The organism is Bradyrhizobium sp. USDA 10063, assembly GCF_054063735.1.
Genome location: NZ_JBSSGP010000002.1, coordinates 3,292,799 through 3,310,746, shown reverse-complemented (window position 1 = coordinate 3,310,746; position 17,948 = coordinate 3,292,799). Strand labels below are relative to the sequence as shown.

The window sequence follows — 17,948 nt, the reverse complement described above, 5'->3', positions numbered from 1 at the left end:
CGCGAAAGCGGGGCATCCAGTAACCCGCGGAGCCCGATTTGAATCTCTTAGGCTGCGCGGAATACTGGATCGTCCGCCTTCGCGGACGATGACCTCGAGGAACAATCGATGAGACTGCCGCGCGAGATCGGACCTATCCACTTCATCGGGATCGGCGGCATCGGCATGAGCGGCATTGCCGAGGTGCTCTGCAATCTCGGCTACACCGTGCAGGGGTCTGACGCTTCCGAGAGCGCCAATGTCGCCCGGCTGCGGGAGAAGGGCATCACGGTTTCGGTCGGCCACAAGGCCGAGAACATCAACGGCGCCGACGTCGTCGTGGTCTCGACCGCGATCAAGCGCGACAATCCGGAGCTGATGGCGGCACGCGCGCAGCGCGTTCCAGTGGTGCGCCGCGCCGAGATGCTCGCCGAACTGATGCGGCTGAAGAGCTGCGTCGCGATCGCCGGCACCCATGGCAAGACCACGACCACCTCGATGGTCGCAGCCCTGCTCGATGCCGGCGATATCGATCCGACCGTGATCAATGGCGGCATCATCAATGCCTACGGCACCAATGCGCGGCTGGGCGCCGGCGACTGGATGGTGGTGGAGGCCGACGAAAGCGACGGCACGTTCCTGAAGCTGCCGACTGACGTCGCCATCGTCACCAATGTCGACCCCGAGCATCTCGATCACTTCAAGACCTTCGAGGCGGTGCAGGATGCGTTCCGCGCCTTCGTCGAGAACGTGCCGTTCTATGGCTTTGCCGTGATGTGCGTCGACCATCCCGTGGTGCAGACCATCGTCGGCCGCATCGAGGACCGCCGCATCATCACCTACGGCGAAAACCCGCAGGCCGATGCGCGCCTGGTTGACCTGCAGCCGATTCCCGGCGGCTCCAAGTTCAAGGTCGCCTTCCGCAACCGCAAGAGCGGCGTGACGCACGAGATAGCGGACATCGTGCTGCCGATGCCGGGCCGCCACAACGCGTCGAACGCGACAGCGGCAATCGCGGTGGCGCATGAGCTCGGCATTTCCGACGAAGCGATCCGCAAGGCCATCGCAGGCTTCGGCGGCGTGAAGCGGCGCTTCACCAGGACCGGGGAGTGGAACGGCGTCACCGTGATCGACGATTACGGCCACCATCCCGTCGAGATCGCCGCGGTCCTGAGAGCGGCGCGCGATTCCTACAGCGGCAGGATCATCGCCGTGGTGCAGCCGCATCGCTTCACCCGCCTGCAGTCGCTATTCGAGGAATTCTGCACCTGCTTCAACGATGCCGATGCGGTCGTCGTCGCCGAGGTCTATCCGGCGGGCGAGGCGCCGATCCCGGGCATCGACCGCGATCATTTCGTGCTCGGCCTGCGCGCGCACGGCCATCGCGAGGTGATCCCGCTGCCGAATGCCGGCGAGCTTGCGAAGATCGTTCGCGGCCTCGCGAAGCCCGGTGATCTGGTTGTGTGCCTCGGCGCCGGCAACATCACGCAATGGGCGTACGCGCTGCCCGGTGAATTGAAGGCGCTGGGCTAGCATGAGTGATTTCCCCGACGTCACGCTAGAGCTGAAGGCCGCGATGCCGGAATTGCGCGGGCGCCTCTTGGCGAACCAGTCGCTGGCGGAATTGACCTGGTTTCGCGTCGGCGGACCGGCGCAGGTGCTGTTCACGCCGGCCGATGAAGACGACCTCGCTTATTTCCTGGCGCGCTTGCCGAAGGAGTTGCCGGTCTATGTCGTCGGTGTCGGCTCGAACCTGATCGTGCGCGACGGCGGCATGCCGGGCGTCGTGGTTCGTCTCGCACCGCGCGCATTCGGCGAGACCAGGGCCGAAGGCGACATCGTCAGCGCCGGCGCGGCGGCGCTCGACAAGCGCGTGGCCGAGACGGCGGCTGCTGCGAATATCGGCGGGCTGGAATTCTTCTTCGGCATCCCCGGCAGCATCGGCGGTGCGCTGCGCATGAATGCAGGCGCCAACGGCGGCGAGACCAAGGATGTGCTGCTGGATGCCACCGGCATCGGCCGCGACGGCACCAGGCATGTGTTCACAAATGCCGACATGAAATTCGTTTATCGGAGCAGCGGCGTCGATCCCTCGATCATCTTCACCGCCGCGCGCTTTCGCGGCAACATCACCGTGCCCGAGGCGATCCGCGCGCGCATGAACGAGGTGCAAAGCCACCGCGAAACCGCGCAGCCGATTCGCGAGAAGACCGGCGGCTCGACGTTCAAGAACCCGCCTGGCAACAGCGCCTGGAAATTGATCGATGCCGCCGGCTGCCGCGGTCTCCGCGTCGGCGGCGCCCAGGTCTCGGAGATGCACTGCAATTTCCTGATCAACACCGGCAGCGCCACCGGGCACGATATCGAGACGCTCGGCGAAACCGTGCGGCAGCGGGTGAAAGAGACCTCGGGAATCGAGTTACACTGGGAAATCAAGCGAATCGGGATCGAGCGAAGCTGATGCGGACAACGATTCTCTTCGGCGGCAGCAACAAGGAGCGCCTCGTGTCGGTGGCAAGCGCGCAGGCGCTGCATCAGGCACTGCCGGAGGCCGATCTCTGGTTCTGGGATGTGGCCGACAATGTCCACGTCGTGAAGTCCGAGCAGCTCCTCGAACATGCCAGGCCCTTTGAGGATGAGTTCAGGCCCGGCACGCGCGGCATCCCGCTCGCGCAGGCGCTCGATCAGGCCGCACGCGAGAATCGTGTGTTGGTGCTTGGCCTGCACGGTGGGCGCGCGGAGAACGGCGAATTGCAGGCGATGTGCGAGATGCGCGGCATCCCCTTCACCGGCTCTGGCTCAGCCTCCTCGCATCTCGCCTTCGACAAGGTCGCGGCGAAGCGATTCGCGGCGATTGCCGGCGTGCCGGCGCCGGGCGGCATTGCGCTGGACGACATCGACGCCGCCTTCGCCGAATACGGCAAGCTGATCGCCAAGCCTGCGCGCGACGGATCGAGCTACGGACTGATCTTCGTCAATGCGAATCAGGATCTGATTGCGGTCCGCAACGCGGCCAAAACCGAGGACTATCTGATCGAGCCGTTCATTTCGGGCGTGGAAGCAACCTGCGGCGTGCTGGAGCGGTCCGACGGCTCGATCCTCTCATTGCCGCCGATCGAAATCGTGCCGGGGGAGGGCGCCTTCGACTACACGGCGAAATATTTGCTGAAGTCCACCCAGGAGATTTGCCCTGGACGGTTTTCGCCCGAAATCAGCGCCGCGATCATGGACCTCGCGCTGCGCGCCCACCGGGCGTTGTCCTGCACCGGCTATTCCCGCACCGACTTCATCGTCTCCGCCAAAGGGCCGATCTATCTGGAGACCAACACGCTGCCGGGGCTGACCAAGGCCTCGCTCTATCCGAAGGCGCTCAAGGCGCAGGGCATCGAATTTGTCGAGTTCCTGCACGACCAGATCGAATTGGCGAAGCGACGCGCCCACAAGTAGTTCCAGGGGGCAGGCGCGGGTTCCATGCCAAACCCAAACCCCCCGGGATTGCTAAAATCCTAAGGATTGGATGGCAAACTACGCAGATTGCTCATCAAAAGCTGTTCTTCGTTAACCAATTTTACCTTTTGTTTACCAGGAAGTCCGAAGGTTAACGCCGGCGGCGCATGTGGCGCTTGGCTGCCGGGCGTGAGCTGTCGCGGGAACTTCACTTCGACACGCGTAGCGAGGGACAGGGGGCCTTTCTTACTGGCTTCGACACCCAGGCCGGCATCACCGAGACGTCGTGTGCGCCAGGACCCGCAAATGTATTGCGGGCACAAGGTTTGACGAGCTCGTGCAATGGATGGTGCAGGCCGCCTCGCCCGATCACTGCGATCGCTGAGGCCCGAAGCTGACCTGAAGGCAGCCGCTATTGGAGCGGCGGTGCTGTTGCGCGAGTATTTTGCCGAGCATCGTGCGCGCCGTCGTGCCCGCCGCGCCCCGCCGGTGGTGATCGACCGCGATCCGCCCAGCCGCTTCATCCTTCTGCTCGAGCGCTATCTGCCGCGCCGTGTCGGTCTTGCCGCCACCGTCTTCATCCTGCTCGGCAGCGCCGGCCTTGGCATCGTCAAGGGCGGCCATGTCGATGAGTTCATCACGGGGCTGTCGGATGCGCGCAATGCGCTCGCCAACTCGGCGGGCTTCCGAATCACCACGGTGGTCATCAACGGCCGCAAGCAGTTGAGCCAGGACGAGGTGCTGGCGATCGGCGGCGTCAACGGCCGCTCCTCGCTGCTGTTCCTGGATGCCGCGACCGTGCGCGATCGGCTGAAGGCAAATCCCTGGATCGCCGACGCGACGATCCTGAAGCTTTATCCGGGCCAGCTCCAGATCGACATCGTCGAGCGGAAGGCTTTCGCGCTGTGGCAGCAGGATGGGCGCCTGTCGGTGATCGCGGATGATGGCGCAGTCCTCGAGCCCTACGTGTCGCGCCGTTTCATCACGTTGCCGTTCGTGGTTGGCAAGGGTGCCGAGACAAGAGCCAGGGACTTCCTGGCGCTGCTCGACCGCTATCCGCAGGTGCGCTCGGTGACCAAGGCCGCGATCTTCGTCGGCGAACGGCGCTGGAATCTGCGGCTCAAGGACGGGCTCGACATCCGCCTGCCCGAGAACGACGTCGGCAATGCGCTCGCCGCGCTCTCCAAGCTCGACAAGGAAGACCGGCTGTTCTCGCGCGACATCGTCGCCGTCGATATGCGCCTGCCTGACAGGTTGACGGTGCAACTGTCCGAGGAGGCGGCAAAGGCGCGCGAAGAGCTGTTCAAGGACAAGAAGTCCAAGAAGAAGGGCGGCGACGCATGACCGTCCTCGATCGCAACCTGACGCCGAAGACGCGCCCGATGGCCCACAAGCGCACCGCGCTGGTGGCTTCGCTCGATATCGGCACCAGCAAGATCGCCTGCATGATCGCGCGGCTGAAGCCGTCGCCGCCGAGCGAGGCCCTGCGCGGCCGCACCCACGCGGTGGAATTGATCGGCTACAGCCAGATCCAGTCCCGCGGCGTGAAGGCCGGCGCGGTGGTCGATCTCGCCGAATGCGAAAAGGCGGTGCGCCATGCGGTGGCGCTGGCCGAGCGCATGGCCAAGGTCCGCGTCGAATCCGTGCTGCTGCCGGTCGCCGGCGGCCGGCCCGCGGGCGCGCTGGTCGAGGCGGCCGCCGACATTCGCGGCGGCTCGGTGACGGAAGCCGATATCAGCCGCGTCACCACGGCCGGCATGATCCATGCGACCGCCCACGGGCGGACGGTGCTGCACGCGCTGCCGGTCGGCTACGCGCTCGACGGCGTCAAGGGCATCCGCGATCCGCGCGGCATGGTCGCGCGCCAGTTCGGCGTCGACATGAACGTCGTCACGGCGGACGCCACCGTCGCCAAGAACCTGATGCTTGTCGTCGAGCGTTGCCACCTCAACGTCGAGGCGATGGCGGCGAGCTCCTATGTCGCCGGCCTCTCCGTGCTCACCGATGACGAAGCCGATCTCGGCGCGGCCGTGGTCGAGATGGGCGCCGGCTCGACCACGATCGCGACCTATTCGGGCGGACGCTTCGTGCATGCGTCCGGATTTGCGCTCGGCGGGCAGCACATCACGATGGATCTTGCGCGCGGCATCGGCGCATGCATTGCGGATGCCGAGCGAATCAAGACCTTATACGGCACCGTGCTGACCGGCGGCTCCGATGCGCGCGAGCTGATGTCGGTCCCGACCGCCGGCGACGAACGGGATACGCCGCAGATCGTCTCCCGCGCCACGATTGCGAATATCGTCCGGCATCGCGCCGAGGAGATTTTTGAGATGGTCCGCGACCGGCTCAAGGCTTCCCCCTTTGCGGCAGAGCCAAGGGCGCGGGTCGTGCTGAGCGGCGGCGCTTCGCAGCTCACCGGCATGATCGAACTCGCCACCCGCATTCTCAATCGGCCGGTGCGGATCGGCCGTCCGCTCGGCTTCGGCCGCCTGCCCAACGAGGCCAAGGGCCCGTCATTCGCGGTGCCCACCGGGCTTCTGGTCTATCCGCAATACGCTCACCTCGAACATGTCGAACCGCGGCACACGCGGCAGCTCAAGACAGGGACTGACGGTTATTTCGGAAAGGTCGGACGATGGCTTCGCGAGGGCTTCTGATGACCACTCTTAAGGCCCACAGGATTTTCACCAGCTCCCGCGGCCGCTGGCCGGGGCCAACCTACGCGCGCGCGTAATCGAGAGGCAACCATGACACTCAATCTGACCCCTCCTGACATCAGCGAGCTGAAACCGCGGATCACCGTCTTCGGCGTCGGTGGCGCCGGCGGCAATGCCGTCAACAACATGATCACCGCCGGGCTGCAGGGCGTCGATTTCGTCGTCGCCAACACGGACGCGCAGGCGCTGACCATGTCGAAGGCGCAGCGCATCGTCCAGATGGGCACGCAGGTGACCCAGGGCCTCGGCGCCGGCTCGCAGCCGGATGTCGGTGCGGCCGCCGCGCAGGAGGTCATCGACGAGCTTCGCGATCACCTCACCGGCGCCAACATGGTGTTCGTCACCGCCGGCATGGGCGGCGGCACCGGCACCGGCGCTGCTCCCGTGATCGCCAAGACCGCACGCGAGATGGGCATCCTCACGGTCGGTGTGGTGACCAAGCCGTTCCACTTCGAAGGCCAGCGCCGCATGCGCACCGCCGAGAACGGCATCGCCGAGCTGCACAAGGTGGTCGATACGCTCTTGATCATCCCGAACCAGAACCTGTTCCGGGTCGCCAACGAGAAGACCACCTTCGCCGACGCTTTTGCGATGGCCGACCAGGTGCTCTATTCGGGTGTCGCCTGCATCACCGACCTGATGGTCAAGGAAGGCCTGATCAACCTCGACTTCGCCGATGTCCGCGCCGTGATGCGCGAGATGGGCAAGGCGATGATGGGCACGGGCGAGGCGACCGGTGAGAAGCGCGCGCTCACCGCCGCCGAGGCCGCGATCGCCAATCCGCTGATCGACGACTCCTCGATGAAGGGTGCCAGGGGCCTCCTGATCTCGATCACCGGCGGCAAGGACCTGACGCTGTTCGAAGTCGACGAGGCCGCCACCCGCATCCGCGAGGAGGTCGACCCCGACGCCAACATCATCGTCGGCGCCACCTTCGACGAGACGCTCGATGGCATCATCCGCGTCTCGGTGGTTGCGACCGGCATCGAGCAGGCCGCGATCGCGCGTAACGCCGCCGCGGCCCCCGCTCCCGCTGCGCCGGCCGGCAACGGTTCGCCCGAGAGCCGGCTCGCCGATCTGACCGCGCGGCTGCGCGCCGACAACCAGCGCCTGGCCGAGCGCGCCCACAAGCTGGAAGCCGCCGCTGGCGCTCCGATGGCTCAGCCTGCGGCGCCGGCGCCTGCTGCGCCGCCACCGCTGCGCCAGGCGGGCAGCGTCGAGCGGGCCGCGCTTGCCGCCATCGCCGCCGCAGTGTCGCCGGAACAGCAGGCCGCGCCGATGCAGCCGGCGTCCTATGGCGACGTCACCGTCCGCCCGATCGCGCAGAAGCCGACGCTGTTCCCCGACCCGGAAGCGGCCAGGGTCGAGGCCCACGAGCCGGCGACGCCGGACACCTTCATCCCGCCGACCGCCGAGCGGCCGCCGGTGCGCACGCCGCGGATGCCGAAGTTCGAGGACCTGCCGATGCCGGCCCAGGCCGAGATTCGCCAGGCCCGCGGCGAGGCCGAGGAGGAGCATCCGCAAAAGACCCGGCTGTCGCTCTTGCAGCGGCTCGCCAATGTCGGCCTCGGCCGCCGCGACGAGGAGAGCGAGCCGCCGGTCGCGGCCCGCGCCTCCGGTCCGGCCATGCCGCCGCTGCCTGAGCGCAAGCCGCAGCGTAGCGTGGCGCAGCAGATCGCAGCCCACGAGCCGGTATCAGAGTACGCGAAGCGACCGGCACCACAGGGGCTGGATGCTCATGGTCGCCCGGCACCTGTTGCGCCGGCGCCACAGGGAGACGATCATCTTGATATCCCGGCCTTCCTGCGCCGGCAGGCGAACTGAGGTTTGTTACAATCCTGACCATGCAAAGAGCCCCGGCGGAACCCGCCGGGGCTCTTTCATTTAACCTCGCCGGCGGCCGCAGATCGGCAGGCAAGTAACTGAAATTAAATGATTAATCAGGTATTCCGTGGTTTGGTCATGGTGCCGAAAGGGTGTCCGGCCGATCCGCAATTTGGTTAAGCGTTGGCGCGATTGCGGCGGAGATGGGGTAACAATCGGTAAAGAAGCGTGAGTTGTACGCTCAGGGGCAGTGACTATGGTCTGTCCAACTTTGGGGATGCCTAAGCGAGTCGGTTGGGGAAGCAAGGCCGTCTCGCCTAGGTTACGTCGGGTAGTGGGCGCATATCGGATGAAATTGAGCCGTCAAACAACGCTTCGGTCGCAGGCCACCGTGACGGGCGTCGGCGTTCACTCCGGTTTACCGGTCAGCCTTACCATTGGACCTGCTCCTGTTGACGCAGGCTACATCTTCATCCGCACCGGTCTCGACGGTGCCGACCGCGAGGTTCACGCCACGGCCGACGCCGTGATCGCGACCGAGTTCGCGACCGTCCTGGGCGACCGCGAGGGGCCGCTGGTCTCGACCGCTGAGCACGTGCTCGCCGCGCTGCGCGGCATGGGTGTCGACAACGCCATCATCGAAATCGACGGTCCGGAAGTGCCGATCATGGACGGCAGCGCTGTGGCCTTCGTCGCTGCGGTCGATCAGGCGGGTATCGTCACCCAGTCCGCCGCCCGCCGCTTCATCCAGGTGCTGAAGCCGGTGCAGGTCGCGATCGGCGACTGCGTCGGCGAGTTCCGGCCCTTTGCCGGCGGCTTCCGCGCCGAGGTCGAGATCGACTTCGCCAATCCCTTGATCGGCCGCCAGAGCTACTGCTTCGATCTCTCCGCCGAAAGCTTCCGCCGGGAGATTTCCCGCGCCCGCACTTTCGGCTGCATGAACGACGTGGCGCGGCTGTGGAGCGCCGGTTTCGCGCTCGGTGCCTCCTTCGAGAACTCGGTGGTGTTCGACGAGACCCGCCTGCTCAATGCCGAAGGCCTGCGGTTCCGTGACGAATGCGTCCGCCACAAGGTGCTGGACGTGGTCGGCGATCTCGCGCTGGCCGGCCTGCCGATCCTGGGTGCCTATCGCTCGATTCGCGGCGGCCACAAGCTGAACCACGCGGCGCTGACCGCGCTGCTGTCCGATCGCAGCGCCTGGCGGGTGGTCGAATCGGAAACCGCGCGGCGCTCCCGTACCGTTGCCGAGGTTGGAAGTGCCACGGTCGGCGGCCTGATCGCCCCGGCCTACGGTCCGGACGTGTCTTAAAAACGGCTTTTCGTTAGCGTTAGGGGCCACCGCGCTCTCTCTCCGGTCATACCCCGCGAAGGCGGGGTATCCAGTAAACACCGAAGTTCATGGTTTAACCGAGACGCTGCGGGATACTGGATCGTCCGCCTTCGCGGACGATGACGGCGGAGTTGTGCGGGGCCGCCTTAATCCGGGCGAAATGGCTCCGTATTCGGTTGGTTGAGGGTCGTTTTTCGGCTAGACAGGCCTGCGGTTGCATGGGGCAGCACAGGCACGGGGAAAATTTCCGTCCATGGCCTCGTTCGTGGACAGATCGCCATCAATCGCTTTCAAGGCGTCAGGTTCTCACATTCATGCCGGTACCGCGTAGCACGCACGAATCATGCACCCCATCGGCCGGCAGAGCCGGATGGGCGTCGTTGTTGCGACTGGCCGCGGGCCTGATCGTGCTGGCGCTGCCGCTGGGCGGCTGCGGCACCGGTCCGCTGTGGGACAAGTTTCTGGCCAAGGACGACACCTTCGTCGAGGAGCCCGCGGACAAGCTCTACAATGAGGGCTTGTACCTGATGAACCAGCGCAAGGATTCGCGGGCGGCGTCGAAGAAGTTCGAGGAAGTCGACCGGCAGCATCCCTATTCGGAATGGGCGCGCAAGTCGCTCCTGATGTCGGCCTATGCCTCCTACCAGCAGGGCGACTACGATACCTGCATCGGGTCGGCGACACGTTACGTCACCCTGCATCCCGGCAGTCCGGACGCTGCCTACGCGCAATACCTGATCGCGGCCTCGCATTACGACCAGATCCCGGACGTTACTCGCGACCAGACCCGGACCGAGAAGGCGATCGCGGCGCTGGAAGAGGTCGTCCGCAAATATCCGACCTCGGAATATGCGACCTCCGCCAAGGCCAAGCTCGAAGGCGCGCGCGACCAGCTCGCCGGCCGCGAGATGAATGTCGGGCGCTATTACATGGAGCGACGCGACTTCACCGCCGCGATCAACCGCTTCAAGACCGTGGTCACGCAGTATCAGACCACGCGCCACGTCGAGGAGGCCTTGGCGCGGCTCACCGAGGCCTATATGGCGATCGGCATCCCGAGCGAGGCGCAGACGGCCGCCGCCGTGCTCGGGCATAATTTTCCTGACAGCCGCTGGTACAAGGACGCCTATAATTTAGTAAAGTCCGGCGGTCTCGAGCCGAGCGAGAATCAGGGTTCCTGGATCAGCAGGACCTTCAAGAAAATGGGTCTCGGCTAGGAATAGTCCTCGCATGCTGGCGCGTCTGTCGATCCGTGACATCGTCCTGATCGAACGACTCGATATCGAATTCTCCCGTGGCCTTGCGGTCCTGACCGGCGAAACCGGCGCGGGCAAATCGATCCTGCTCGATGCGTTCGCGCTCGCCCTCGGCGGCCGCGGCGATGCCGGCTTGGTGCGGCATGGTGCCGAGCAGGGGCAGGTGACGGCCACCTTCGACGTGCCGAAGAACCATCCCGCCGCAAAGCTCCTGGCCGATAACGGGCTCGACGACACCGGTGAGATGATCCTGCGTCGCGTGCAGCTCGCCGACGGCCGCACCCGCGCATTCATCAACGACCAGGCCATCAGCGTCCAGACCCTGAAGGCCGTAGGCTCCGCGCTGGTTGAGATCCACGGTCAGCATGACGAGCGCGCGCTGGTCGATGCCTCGACCCACCGGCGGCTGCTCGACGCCTTTGCCGGGCTCGAGAAGGACGTGGCGGCACTGGAATCGCTGTGGGAGACACGGCGCAGCGCCAACGCCGCGCTGGAGATTCATCGCGCCGGCATGGAGCGTGCCGCGCGCGAGGCCGACTATCTGCGCCACGCGTCGCAGGAACTGAAGACGCTGGCGCCGAAGGATGGCGAGGAGACCGAGCTCGCCGGCCGCCGCACCACCATGATGCAGGGCGAGAAGATCGCCACCGATCTGCGCGAGGCGCAGGAGGCGATCTCGGGCCCTCATTCACCGGTGGCCGCGCTGTCGGCCGCCGTGCGCCGATTGGAGCGTCGCGCGGCCGGTTCGCCGGCGCTGGTGGAACCGGCAGTGAAGGCGATCGATGCCGCCATCAACGCGCTGGAGGAGGCCGACCAGCACCTCAATGCCGCGCTTGCGGCGGCTGATTTCGATCCGGCCGAGCTGGAGCGCATCGAGGAGCGCCTGTTCGCGCTGCGCGCGGCCTCGCGCAAATATGCGACGCCGGTCGATGGACTGGCCGCACTTGCCAGCAAATACGCCGCCGACGTCGCGCTGATCGATGCCGGCGCCGATAAGCTGAAGAAGCTCGAAGCAGCAGCCGAGGAGGCGGACAAGCGCTACGGCGCGGCGGCAGCAAAACTGTCGGCGGCACGGACCAAAGCCGCCGAAAAGCTCAACAAGGCTGTCAACGCCGAACTGGCGCCGCTGAAGCTCGAGCGCGCGAAATTCATGACGCAGGTCGAGAGCGATGCGGCCTCGCCCGGGCCGGAAGGCATCGACCGCGTCGAGTTCTGGGTCCAGACCAATCCGGGCACCAAGCCAGGGCCACTGATGAAGGTCGCTTCCGGCGGCGAGCTGTCGCGCTTCCTGCTGGCGCTGAAGGTCGTGCTGTCCGACCGTGGCTCGGCGCCGACGCTGGTGTTCGACGAGATCGATACCGGCGTCGGCGGCGCGGTGGCGGACGCGATCGGCGCGCGGCTGTCACGCCTCGCCGACAAGGTGCAGGTGATGGCGGTGACGCACGCGCCGCAGGTCGCCGCCCGCGCCAGCCAGCATTTGCTCATTTCCAAGGACGCGCTCGACAAGGGCAAGCGCGTCGCCACCCGCGTCAACGCGCTCGCCGCCGACCACCGCCGCGAGGAAATCGCCCGCATGCTCGCCGGCGCCGAGATCACCGCCGAAGCAAGGGCGGCGGCGGAGCGTCTGTTGCGCGCCGCAACCGCCTGATCTTGCGCCATGGCCAAGGCAGCAAAAACTCGCGCGCTTCCCGACGTCGACAAGCTCACCAAGGCACAGGCCAGGGTGGAGCATACGCGGCTCGCGCTTGAACTGGAGGCGCACGACAAGCGCTATTATCAGGAAGATGCGCCCACCGTCAGCGACGCCGAGTACGACGCGCTGCGCCAGCGCTTCAACGCTATCGAAAAGCGCTTTCCCGAATTCGTCACTGCCGAGTCGCCGTCGCAGAAGGTCGGCGCCGCGCCGTCGGGACGCTTCAAGAAGGTGCGTCACGCGCTGCCGATGCTGTCGCTCGACAATGCGTTTGCCGAACAGGATGTGCTCGACTTCGTCGGCCGTATCACGCGCTTCCTGAAATTGCCTGATGACAAGATCGATTTTTCCGCCGAGCCGAAGATCGACGGCCTCTCGATGTCGCTACGCTACGAGGGCGGCGAGCTCGTCACCGCAGCGACCCGCGGCGACGGCGCTGTTGGCGAAGATGTCACCGCCAACATACGAACGCTCGAGGACGTTCCGCAGAAGCTGAAGGGTCGGAATGTCCCCGACATCTGCGAGGTGCGCGGCGAGGTCTACATGACCAAGAAGGCCTTCCTTGCGCTCAACGAACGCCAGAAGGCCGCCGGCGACACCATCTTCGCCAATCCGCGCAATTCGGCGGCGGGCTCGCTGCGCCAGAAGGATCCTGGCATCACCGCTTCGCGGCCGCTCGGCTTCTTCGCCTATGCCTGGGGCCAGATGAGCGCGATGCCGGAGGACACGCAGACCGGCATGATCCACTGGTTCGAGCGCTGCGGTTTCAAGACCAATCCGCTGACCAAGCTCTGCCACTCGGTCGACGAACTGCTCGCGTTCCATCGCAAGATCGAGGAACAGCGCGCCGAGCTGGATTACGACATCGATGGTGTCGTCTACAAGGTCGACCGGATCGACTGGCAGGAGCGGCTTGGCTTCGTGTCGCGCACGCCGCGCTGGGCGATCGCGCACAAGTTTCCGGCCGAGCGGGCGATGACCGTGCTGCGCGATATCGAGATCCAGGTCGGGCGCACCGGCTCGTTCACGCCGGTCGGCAAACTCGAGCCGGTCGGGGTCGGCGGCGTCATCGTGCAGAACGTCACGCTGCATAACGAGGACTACATCAAGGGCATCGGCGGTCACGGCGAGCAGTTGCGAGAGGGGCGCGATATCCGGATCGGCGATACCGTCGTGATCCAGCGCGCCGGCGACGTGATTCCGCAAGTGGTCGACGTCGTCATCGACAAGCGGCCGAAGAACGCGAAAGAGTTTCATTTCCCGAAGAAGTGTCCGTGCCCGCTGCATACCGACGTGGTGCGCGAGGAGACCGCGACAGGAGAGGAGGGCGCGCGCGCCCGTTGTACCGGCGAGTTCGCCTGTCCGTTCCAGAAGATCGAGCACCTGAAGCTGTTCGTCTCGCGCCGCGCCTTCGATATCGATGGCCTCGGCGAGAAGCAGCTCGAATTTTTCTTCGACAAGGAATGGGTGCGGGAGCCCGCTGATATCTTCACGCTGCCGAAGCGCAATCGCACGCTCAAGCTCGAGCAGATCGAGGGTTACGGCGAGACCTCGGTGCGCAACCTGTTCGGTGCGATCGAGAACCGGCGCCGGATCGCGCTCGAGCGTTTCATCTATGCGCTCGGCATGCGCCATGTCGGCGAGACCACCGCGCTGGCGCTGGCGCGCGGCTACGGCTCGTGGGCGGCGTTCCACGATGCCTGCCTGCGCGTCGCCAAGGGTGACGAGGAAGCGATCGCGGAGATGGATGCGCTCGACCAGATCGGCGACACCGTGATCAAGAGCGTCGCCGCCTATTTCGGCGAGAGCCACAACCGCGGCATCGTCGAGCGGCTGGTCAAGGAGCTTGACGAGATCGTCGACACCGAAAAGCCGAAGAGCAGTTCGGCGATCGCCGGCAAGACCGTCGTCTTCACCGGCTCGCTGGAGAAGATGACACGCGACGAGGCCAAGGCCACCGCCGAGCGATTGGGCGCGAAGGCGGCCAGCTCGGTGTCGAAGAAGACGGACTACGTGGTCGCGGGCCCCGGCGCCGGATCGAAGCTGGCGGAAGCGAAGAAGCACGGCGTGGCGGTGCTGACCGAAGACGAGTGGCTGAAGCTGATCGGGGAGTGAGCGGCCACACTCACCGCTGTCATCACCCGCGAAGGCGGGCGACCCAGTATTCCAGAGACGGCAGTGTTATACGGAGAGGCCGCGGCGTACTGGATACCCCGCCTGCGCGGGGTATGACGACGGAGAGTAGGCGCTGCCGGAGCCTCACATCACCCCCGCCTCGTCCTCTTCCGCCTCCTCGATCAGTTCCTCGCTCACCACCGTGTTCCGCCGCGGCACCAGGAAGATCATACTCGAGGCGCAGGCGATCGAGATTATGAGGATCGCCGTCGTCAGCGGCAGCGTGGTGGTGGAATGGCCGCCGAGATAGGCGCCGAACTGCGAGACCAGCGAGCCGATGCCCTGCTGCAGGAATCCCATCGCGCCGGAGGCGGTGCCGGCGGCTTCGGGCCGGACGCTGATCGCGCCGGCCGCCGAGTTCGCCATCACGAAGGCGTTGCCGGCCATCACGATCATCTGGGTGCCGAACAGCCAGAGCGGGGCCTGGTTGAGGCCCGTGAAGCTAAAGATGAGGTTCAACAGGCTGCCGCCGAGTTGCAGCGCGAGCCCGAACCAGATCAGTCGTTCCAGCGAGTGGCGCGGCGCGAAGCGCACGCAGAGCAGATTGCCGACCAGATAGGCAAAGCCCGTCGTCGCGAACCACGCGCCATATTCGGCGCTGGTGCGACCCATCTGGGTCACCACGATGTAGGGGCCGCCGCCGGCGAAGGTGAAGATGATCTGCGAGGCCAGCACCTGGCACAGCACATAGCCGATGAAGGCGCGGCTCTTGATCAGGCTGCCGACATCGCGGCGGAAGTTGCTGCCTTCGCTGCGGACGCGGCGCGTCTCCGGCAGCGCCAGCGCGATGCCGACCGCCACAGTGAGCGAGCCCGCGGTGATGGCGTAGAAGATCGCGCGCCAGCCGAATGCGGTCTCCAATAGGCCGCCGGTCAACGGGCTCAGCATCTGCGCGATCATCATCACCGCGATCACCAGGCTGATCATGGCGCCGACACGGTCGCGGCTATAGAGATCGCGGATGATGGCGCGGCTCACCACCATGCCGCTGGCGCCGCCGAGCGCCTGGAAGAAGCGCGTCGCGATCAGTTGCGGCAGGGTTTCCGCGAAAATGCTTCCGACGCCCGCCGCGACCATCAGGCCGAGCCCGGCCAAGAGCACCGGCCGCCGCCCGAACTTGTCCGACAGCGGGCCCATGATGAGCTGCGAGCAGGCGATGCCGACCATGAACAGCGACACCGTCATCTGCGCGATCGAAATGTCGCGGTCGAAGGTCGCGGCCAGCACCGGCAGCGCCGGCACCAGCATGTAGAGCGAGATCGGCGCCACGCCGGTCATCGCGACGAGCAACAGCAGCATGAGCTTCGACGTCGCGATGCTCTTGTCCGTCGCCGCGCCGGGCGGCTTGCCCATCACGCCATGCATTCAGCTTCGCATCCTTTCGAGAGGCGCAATGTAGCGTGATGCGCAGATGCGAATACGGATGTTTCGGCATGCGGCCATGCCGATTCCGGGAGGCGATGATTTTTGCGGCGTTTCCAGCTTCTCCGCGGTCATCATCCGCGAAGGCGGATGATCCAGTATTCCAGAGGGCGGAGTTATGTACGGCGACGCCGCGGCGTACTGGATTCCCCGCCTTCGCGGGGAATGACAGCGGAGTGTGTTCGCCTACTTCAACGCCGCCGTCGCCTCGTCCAGCCACAGCTTTGCGGCGTCATCGCCAAGGTGCGGGCGTACCTCGGCCTTGACGCGCGCATGATAGTCGTTGAGCCACTTCAGCTCGGCCTCGCTCAGCATCCTCGCATCGATCAGCCGGCGGTCGATCGGCGCCAGCGTCAGCGTCTCGAATGCGTTCATCGGCTTTTCGGCTCCAGCGATGTCGATGCCGATCACGAGTTCGAGGTTCTCGATCCGGATGCCGTAGGCATCGGTCTTGTAGTAGCCGGGCTCGTTGGAGAGGATCATGCCGCGCTTCAGCGGCGTGATGCCGAGCTTTGAGATTCGCGCCGGCCCCTCGTGCACGGAAAGATAGCTGCCGACGCCATGGCCGGTGCCGTGCTCGAAATCGATGCCGGCCTGCCACAGATATTGCCGCGCCAGCGTGTCGAGCTGCGCGCCGGTGGTGCCGTCAGGGAACACGGCGCGCGCAATTGCGATATGGCCGCGCAGCACCCGCGTGAAGCGGTCACGCATCTCCGCCGTCGGCTGGCCGATCGCAATGGTGCGGGTGACATCCGTGGTGCCATCCTCATATTGTGCGCCGGAATCGATCAAGAGCAGATCGCCTGATGCGATCCGGCGGTTGCTCTTGCGGGTGACGCGGTAGTGCACGATGGCGCCGTTCGGCCCGGTGCCGGCGATGGTCGGGAATGAGACATCCTTCAGCGCCCCGGTCTCACGGCGGAAGGTCTCCAGCGCCTCGACGGCATCGATCTCGGTAAGCCCACCAGAGGGCGCCTCGCGGTCGATCCAGGCGAGGAAGCGCGCCAGCGCCACCGCGTCGCGCTGATGCGCAGTTCGTGTCCCCTGGATCTCGGCGGCGTTCTTCACCGCTTTCAACAGGCTCACCGGATCGTTGCCGCGCACCGGCTTGCCGCCGGCGGTGGTGATCAGGCGGTTCAGCGCCTCGGCGGCGGTCGCATTGTCGAGCGCGATCGCGGCGCCGCGCTGCGCGAGCTCGGTCAGCTTCAACGTCAGCCGGTCCGGCTCCTCGACATCGGCGGATTGCTCGAGATGGTCGCGCGTGAGGTTCGAAAGCTTCCGGTGATCGATGAACACGGTCGGCCGGCCCTCTCGCGGCACCAGCGCGTAGGAGAGCGGCAGCGGCGTATGCGAGACGTCGGCGCCGCGGATATTGAACGTCCAGGCCACCGCGTGGCTGTCCGACAGCACCAGCGCATCGACGCCGAGCTTGTCGATCTCATCCCTGATCCGCTCCAGCTTCGCAGCCTCGGCCTCGCCGGCAAATGGCAGGCCGTGGATGGAGACCGGCCCGAGCGGCGGGCGCGGGCGTTCGATCCAGATCGCATCGACAGGGTTGCTGTCGACCGCGACCAGCTCGGCGCCCGCCTTGGAGCAAGCCGCGGCGAGACGCTCGGCTGCTGCGGAAGTGTGCAGCCACGGGTCAAATCCGAGGCGGTCGCCGGCGGAGAGATGTTTTGTGAGCCAGTGTTCCGGCGGCGGATCGACCAGCGGCTGGATTTGCCAGGCTTTCGGATCGACCTGCTTGCCTGCCTGGAGCGTGTAGCGCCCATCCACGAACAGGGCGGCTTCCTGCATCAGCACGATCGCCAGCCCCGCCGATCCGGTAAAGCCGGTCAGCCAGGCCAGCCGCTCCTCGGACGGCGCGACATATTCATTCTGCTGTTGGTCGGCGCGGGGGATGACGAAGCCGGTCAGCTTCCGCCGCGCCAATTCCTCGCGGAAGGCAGCCAGCCGCGCCGTCAGCGCCACGCCGCCTTCGGGCTCTTCGAACGTCTGGAAATGGGCCTCGAACATCGCCGGTCACTTTATGATTGGGTGGATGGGTCCGCAATGTAAGCGGATATCGCCACAATTTGGCATAAGTTATGCTTCAACACTGT

Annotated in this window: 12 protein-coding genes; 10 read left to right on the top strand and 2 right to left on the bottom strand. The window is 65.9% G+C overall.

All coding sequences use genetic code 11. The features are described 5' to 3' along the window. Nucleotides 1-108 precede the first annotated feature (108 nt). The 10 genes from murC to ligA all read left to right on the top strand — a co-directional run bounded on the left by murC (nt 109) and on the right by ligA (nt 14,364). On the top strand, nt 109-1,512 hold the full coding sequence (gene murC / locus ACVJGD_RS18030; RefSeq protein WP_456635608.1) for a UDP-N-acetylmuramate--L-alanine ligase: 1,404 nt from the start codon (nt 109-111) through the stop codon (nt 1,510-1,512). 1 nt (nt 1,513) lies between these two features. After that, entirely contained in the window at nt 1,514-2,440 is a 927-nt protein-coding gene (murB, locus tag ACVJGD_RS18025) for a UDP-N-acetylmuramate dehydrogenase (RefSeq protein WP_456635607.1), read from the top strand. Beyond that, nucleotides 2,440-3,426, top strand: coding sequence for a D-alanine--D-alanine ligase family protein (locus ACVJGD_RS18020; protein WP_456635606.1), 987 nt, complete (start codon nt 2,440-2,442; stop codon nt 3,424-3,426). The genes murB and ACVJGD_RS18020 overlap by 1 nt, the downstream gene beginning before the upstream one ends. A 342-nt stretch (nt 3,427-3,768) precedes the next feature. Next, the gene (locus tag ACVJGD_RS18015) at nt 3,769-4,770 is read left to right on the top strand and encodes a cell division protein FtsQ/DivIB (RefSeq protein ID WP_456635605.1); all 1,002 of its coding nucleotides are present in this window, start codon (nt 3,769-3,771) and stop codon (nt 4,768-4,770) included. After that, nucleotides 4,767-6,086: a cell division protein FtsA gene (gene ftsA / locus ACVJGD_RS18010; protein WP_456635604.1), complete on the top strand. Its 1,320-nt coding sequence runs from the start codon at nt 4,767-4,769 to the stop codon at nt 6,084-6,086. The genes ACVJGD_RS18015 and ftsA overlap by 4 nt, the downstream gene beginning before the upstream one ends. 90 nt (nt 6,087-6,176) lie before the next feature. Beyond that, nucleotides 6,177-7,970: a cell division protein FtsZ gene (gene ftsZ, locus ACVJGD_RS18005; RefSeq protein ID WP_456635603.1), complete on the top strand. Its 1,794-nt coding sequence runs from the start codon at nt 6,177-6,179 to the stop codon at nt 7,968-7,970. A 349-nt stretch (nt 7,971-8,319) separates the two neighbouring features. After that, the gene (lpxC, locus tag ACVJGD_RS18000; protein WP_456635602.1) at nt 8,320-9,279 is read left to right on the top strand and encodes a UDP-3-O-acyl-N-acetylglucosamine deacetylase; all 960 of its coding nucleotides are present in this window, start codon (nt 8,320-8,322) and stop codon (nt 9,277-9,279) included. A gap of 335 nt (nt 9,280-9,614) precedes the next feature. Continuing rightward, nucleotides 9,615-10,517: an outer membrane protein assembly factor BamD gene (locus tag ACVJGD_RS17995; protein WP_456635601.1), complete on the top strand. Its 903-nt coding sequence runs from the start codon at nt 9,615-9,617 to the stop codon at nt 10,515-10,517. Between the two features lie 13 nt (nt 10,518-10,530). Continuing rightward, a complete protein-coding gene (gene recN / locus ACVJGD_RS17990) occupies nt 10,531-12,204 on the top strand; it encodes a DNA repair protein RecN (RefSeq protein WP_456635600.1) in 1,674 nt (557 codons plus the stop codon). 9 nt (nt 12,205-12,213) lie between these two features. Then, nucleotides 12,214-14,364, top strand: coding sequence for an NAD-dependent DNA ligase LigA (gene ligA / locus ACVJGD_RS17985; RefSeq protein ID WP_456635599.1), 2,151 nt, complete (start codon nt 12,214-12,216; stop codon nt 14,362-14,364). A gap of 144 nt (nt 14,365-14,508) precedes the next feature. Here ligA and ACVJGD_RS17980 read toward each other — a convergent pair whose 3' ends face one another. Next, on the bottom strand, nt 14,509-15,789 hold the full coding sequence (locus ACVJGD_RS17980; RefSeq protein WP_456635598.1) for a multidrug effflux MFS transporter: 1,281 nt from the start codon (nt 15,787-15,789) through the stop codon (nt 14,509-14,511). 243 nt (nt 15,790-16,032) lie between these two features. Then, the gene (locus ACVJGD_RS17975) at nt 16,033-17,862 is read right to left on the bottom strand and encodes an aminopeptidase P family protein (RefSeq protein ID WP_456635597.1); all 1,830 of its coding nucleotides are present in this window, start codon (nt 17,860-17,862) and stop codon (nt 16,033-16,035) included. Nucleotides 17,863-17,948: the final 86 nt, after the last annotated feature.

Coding starts and splice junctions, on each gene's coding strand:
- murC (WP_456635608.1), top strand. CDS start 109: ATGAGACTGCCGCGCGAGATCGGACCTATCCACTTCATCGGGATCGGC.
- murB (WP_456635607.1), top strand. CDS start 1,514: ATGAGTGATTTCCCCGACGTCACGCTAGAGCTGAAGGCCGCGATGCCG.
- ACVJGD_RS18020 (WP_456635606.1), top strand. CDS start 2,440: ATGCGGACAACGATTCTCTTCGGCGGCAGCAACAAGGAGCGCCTCGTG.
- ACVJGD_RS18015 (WP_456635605.1), top strand. CDS start 3,769: ATGGATGGTGCAGGCCGCCTCGCCCGATCACTGCGATCGCTGAGGCCC.
- ftsA (WP_456635604.1), top strand. CDS start 4,767: ATGACCGTCCTCGATCGCAACCTGACGCCGAAGACGCGCCCGATGGCC.
- ftsZ (WP_456635603.1), top strand. CDS start 6,177: ATGACACTCAATCTGACCCCTCCTGACATCAGCGAGCTGAAACCGCGG.
- lpxC (WP_456635602.1), top strand. CDS start 8,320: ATGAAATTGAGCCGTCAAACAACGCTTCGGTCGCAGGCCACCGTGACG.
- ACVJGD_RS17995 (WP_456635601.1), top strand. CDS start 9,615: ATGCCGGTACCGCGTAGCACGCACGAATCATGCACCCCATCGGCCGGC.
- recN (WP_456635600.1), top strand. CDS start 10,531: ATGCTGGCGCGTCTGTCGATCCGTGACATCGTCCTGATCGAACGACTC.
- ligA (WP_456635599.1), top strand. CDS start 12,214: ATGGCCAAGGCAGCAAAAACTCGCGCGCTTCCCGACGTCGACAAGCTC.
- ACVJGD_RS17980 (WP_456635598.1), bottom strand. CDS start 15,789: ATGCATGGCGTGATGGGCAAGCCGCCCGGCGCGGCGACGGACAAGAGC.
- ACVJGD_RS17975 (WP_456635597.1), bottom strand. CDS start 17,862: ATGTTCGAGGCCCATTTCCAGACGTTCGAAGAGCCCGAAGGCGGCGTG.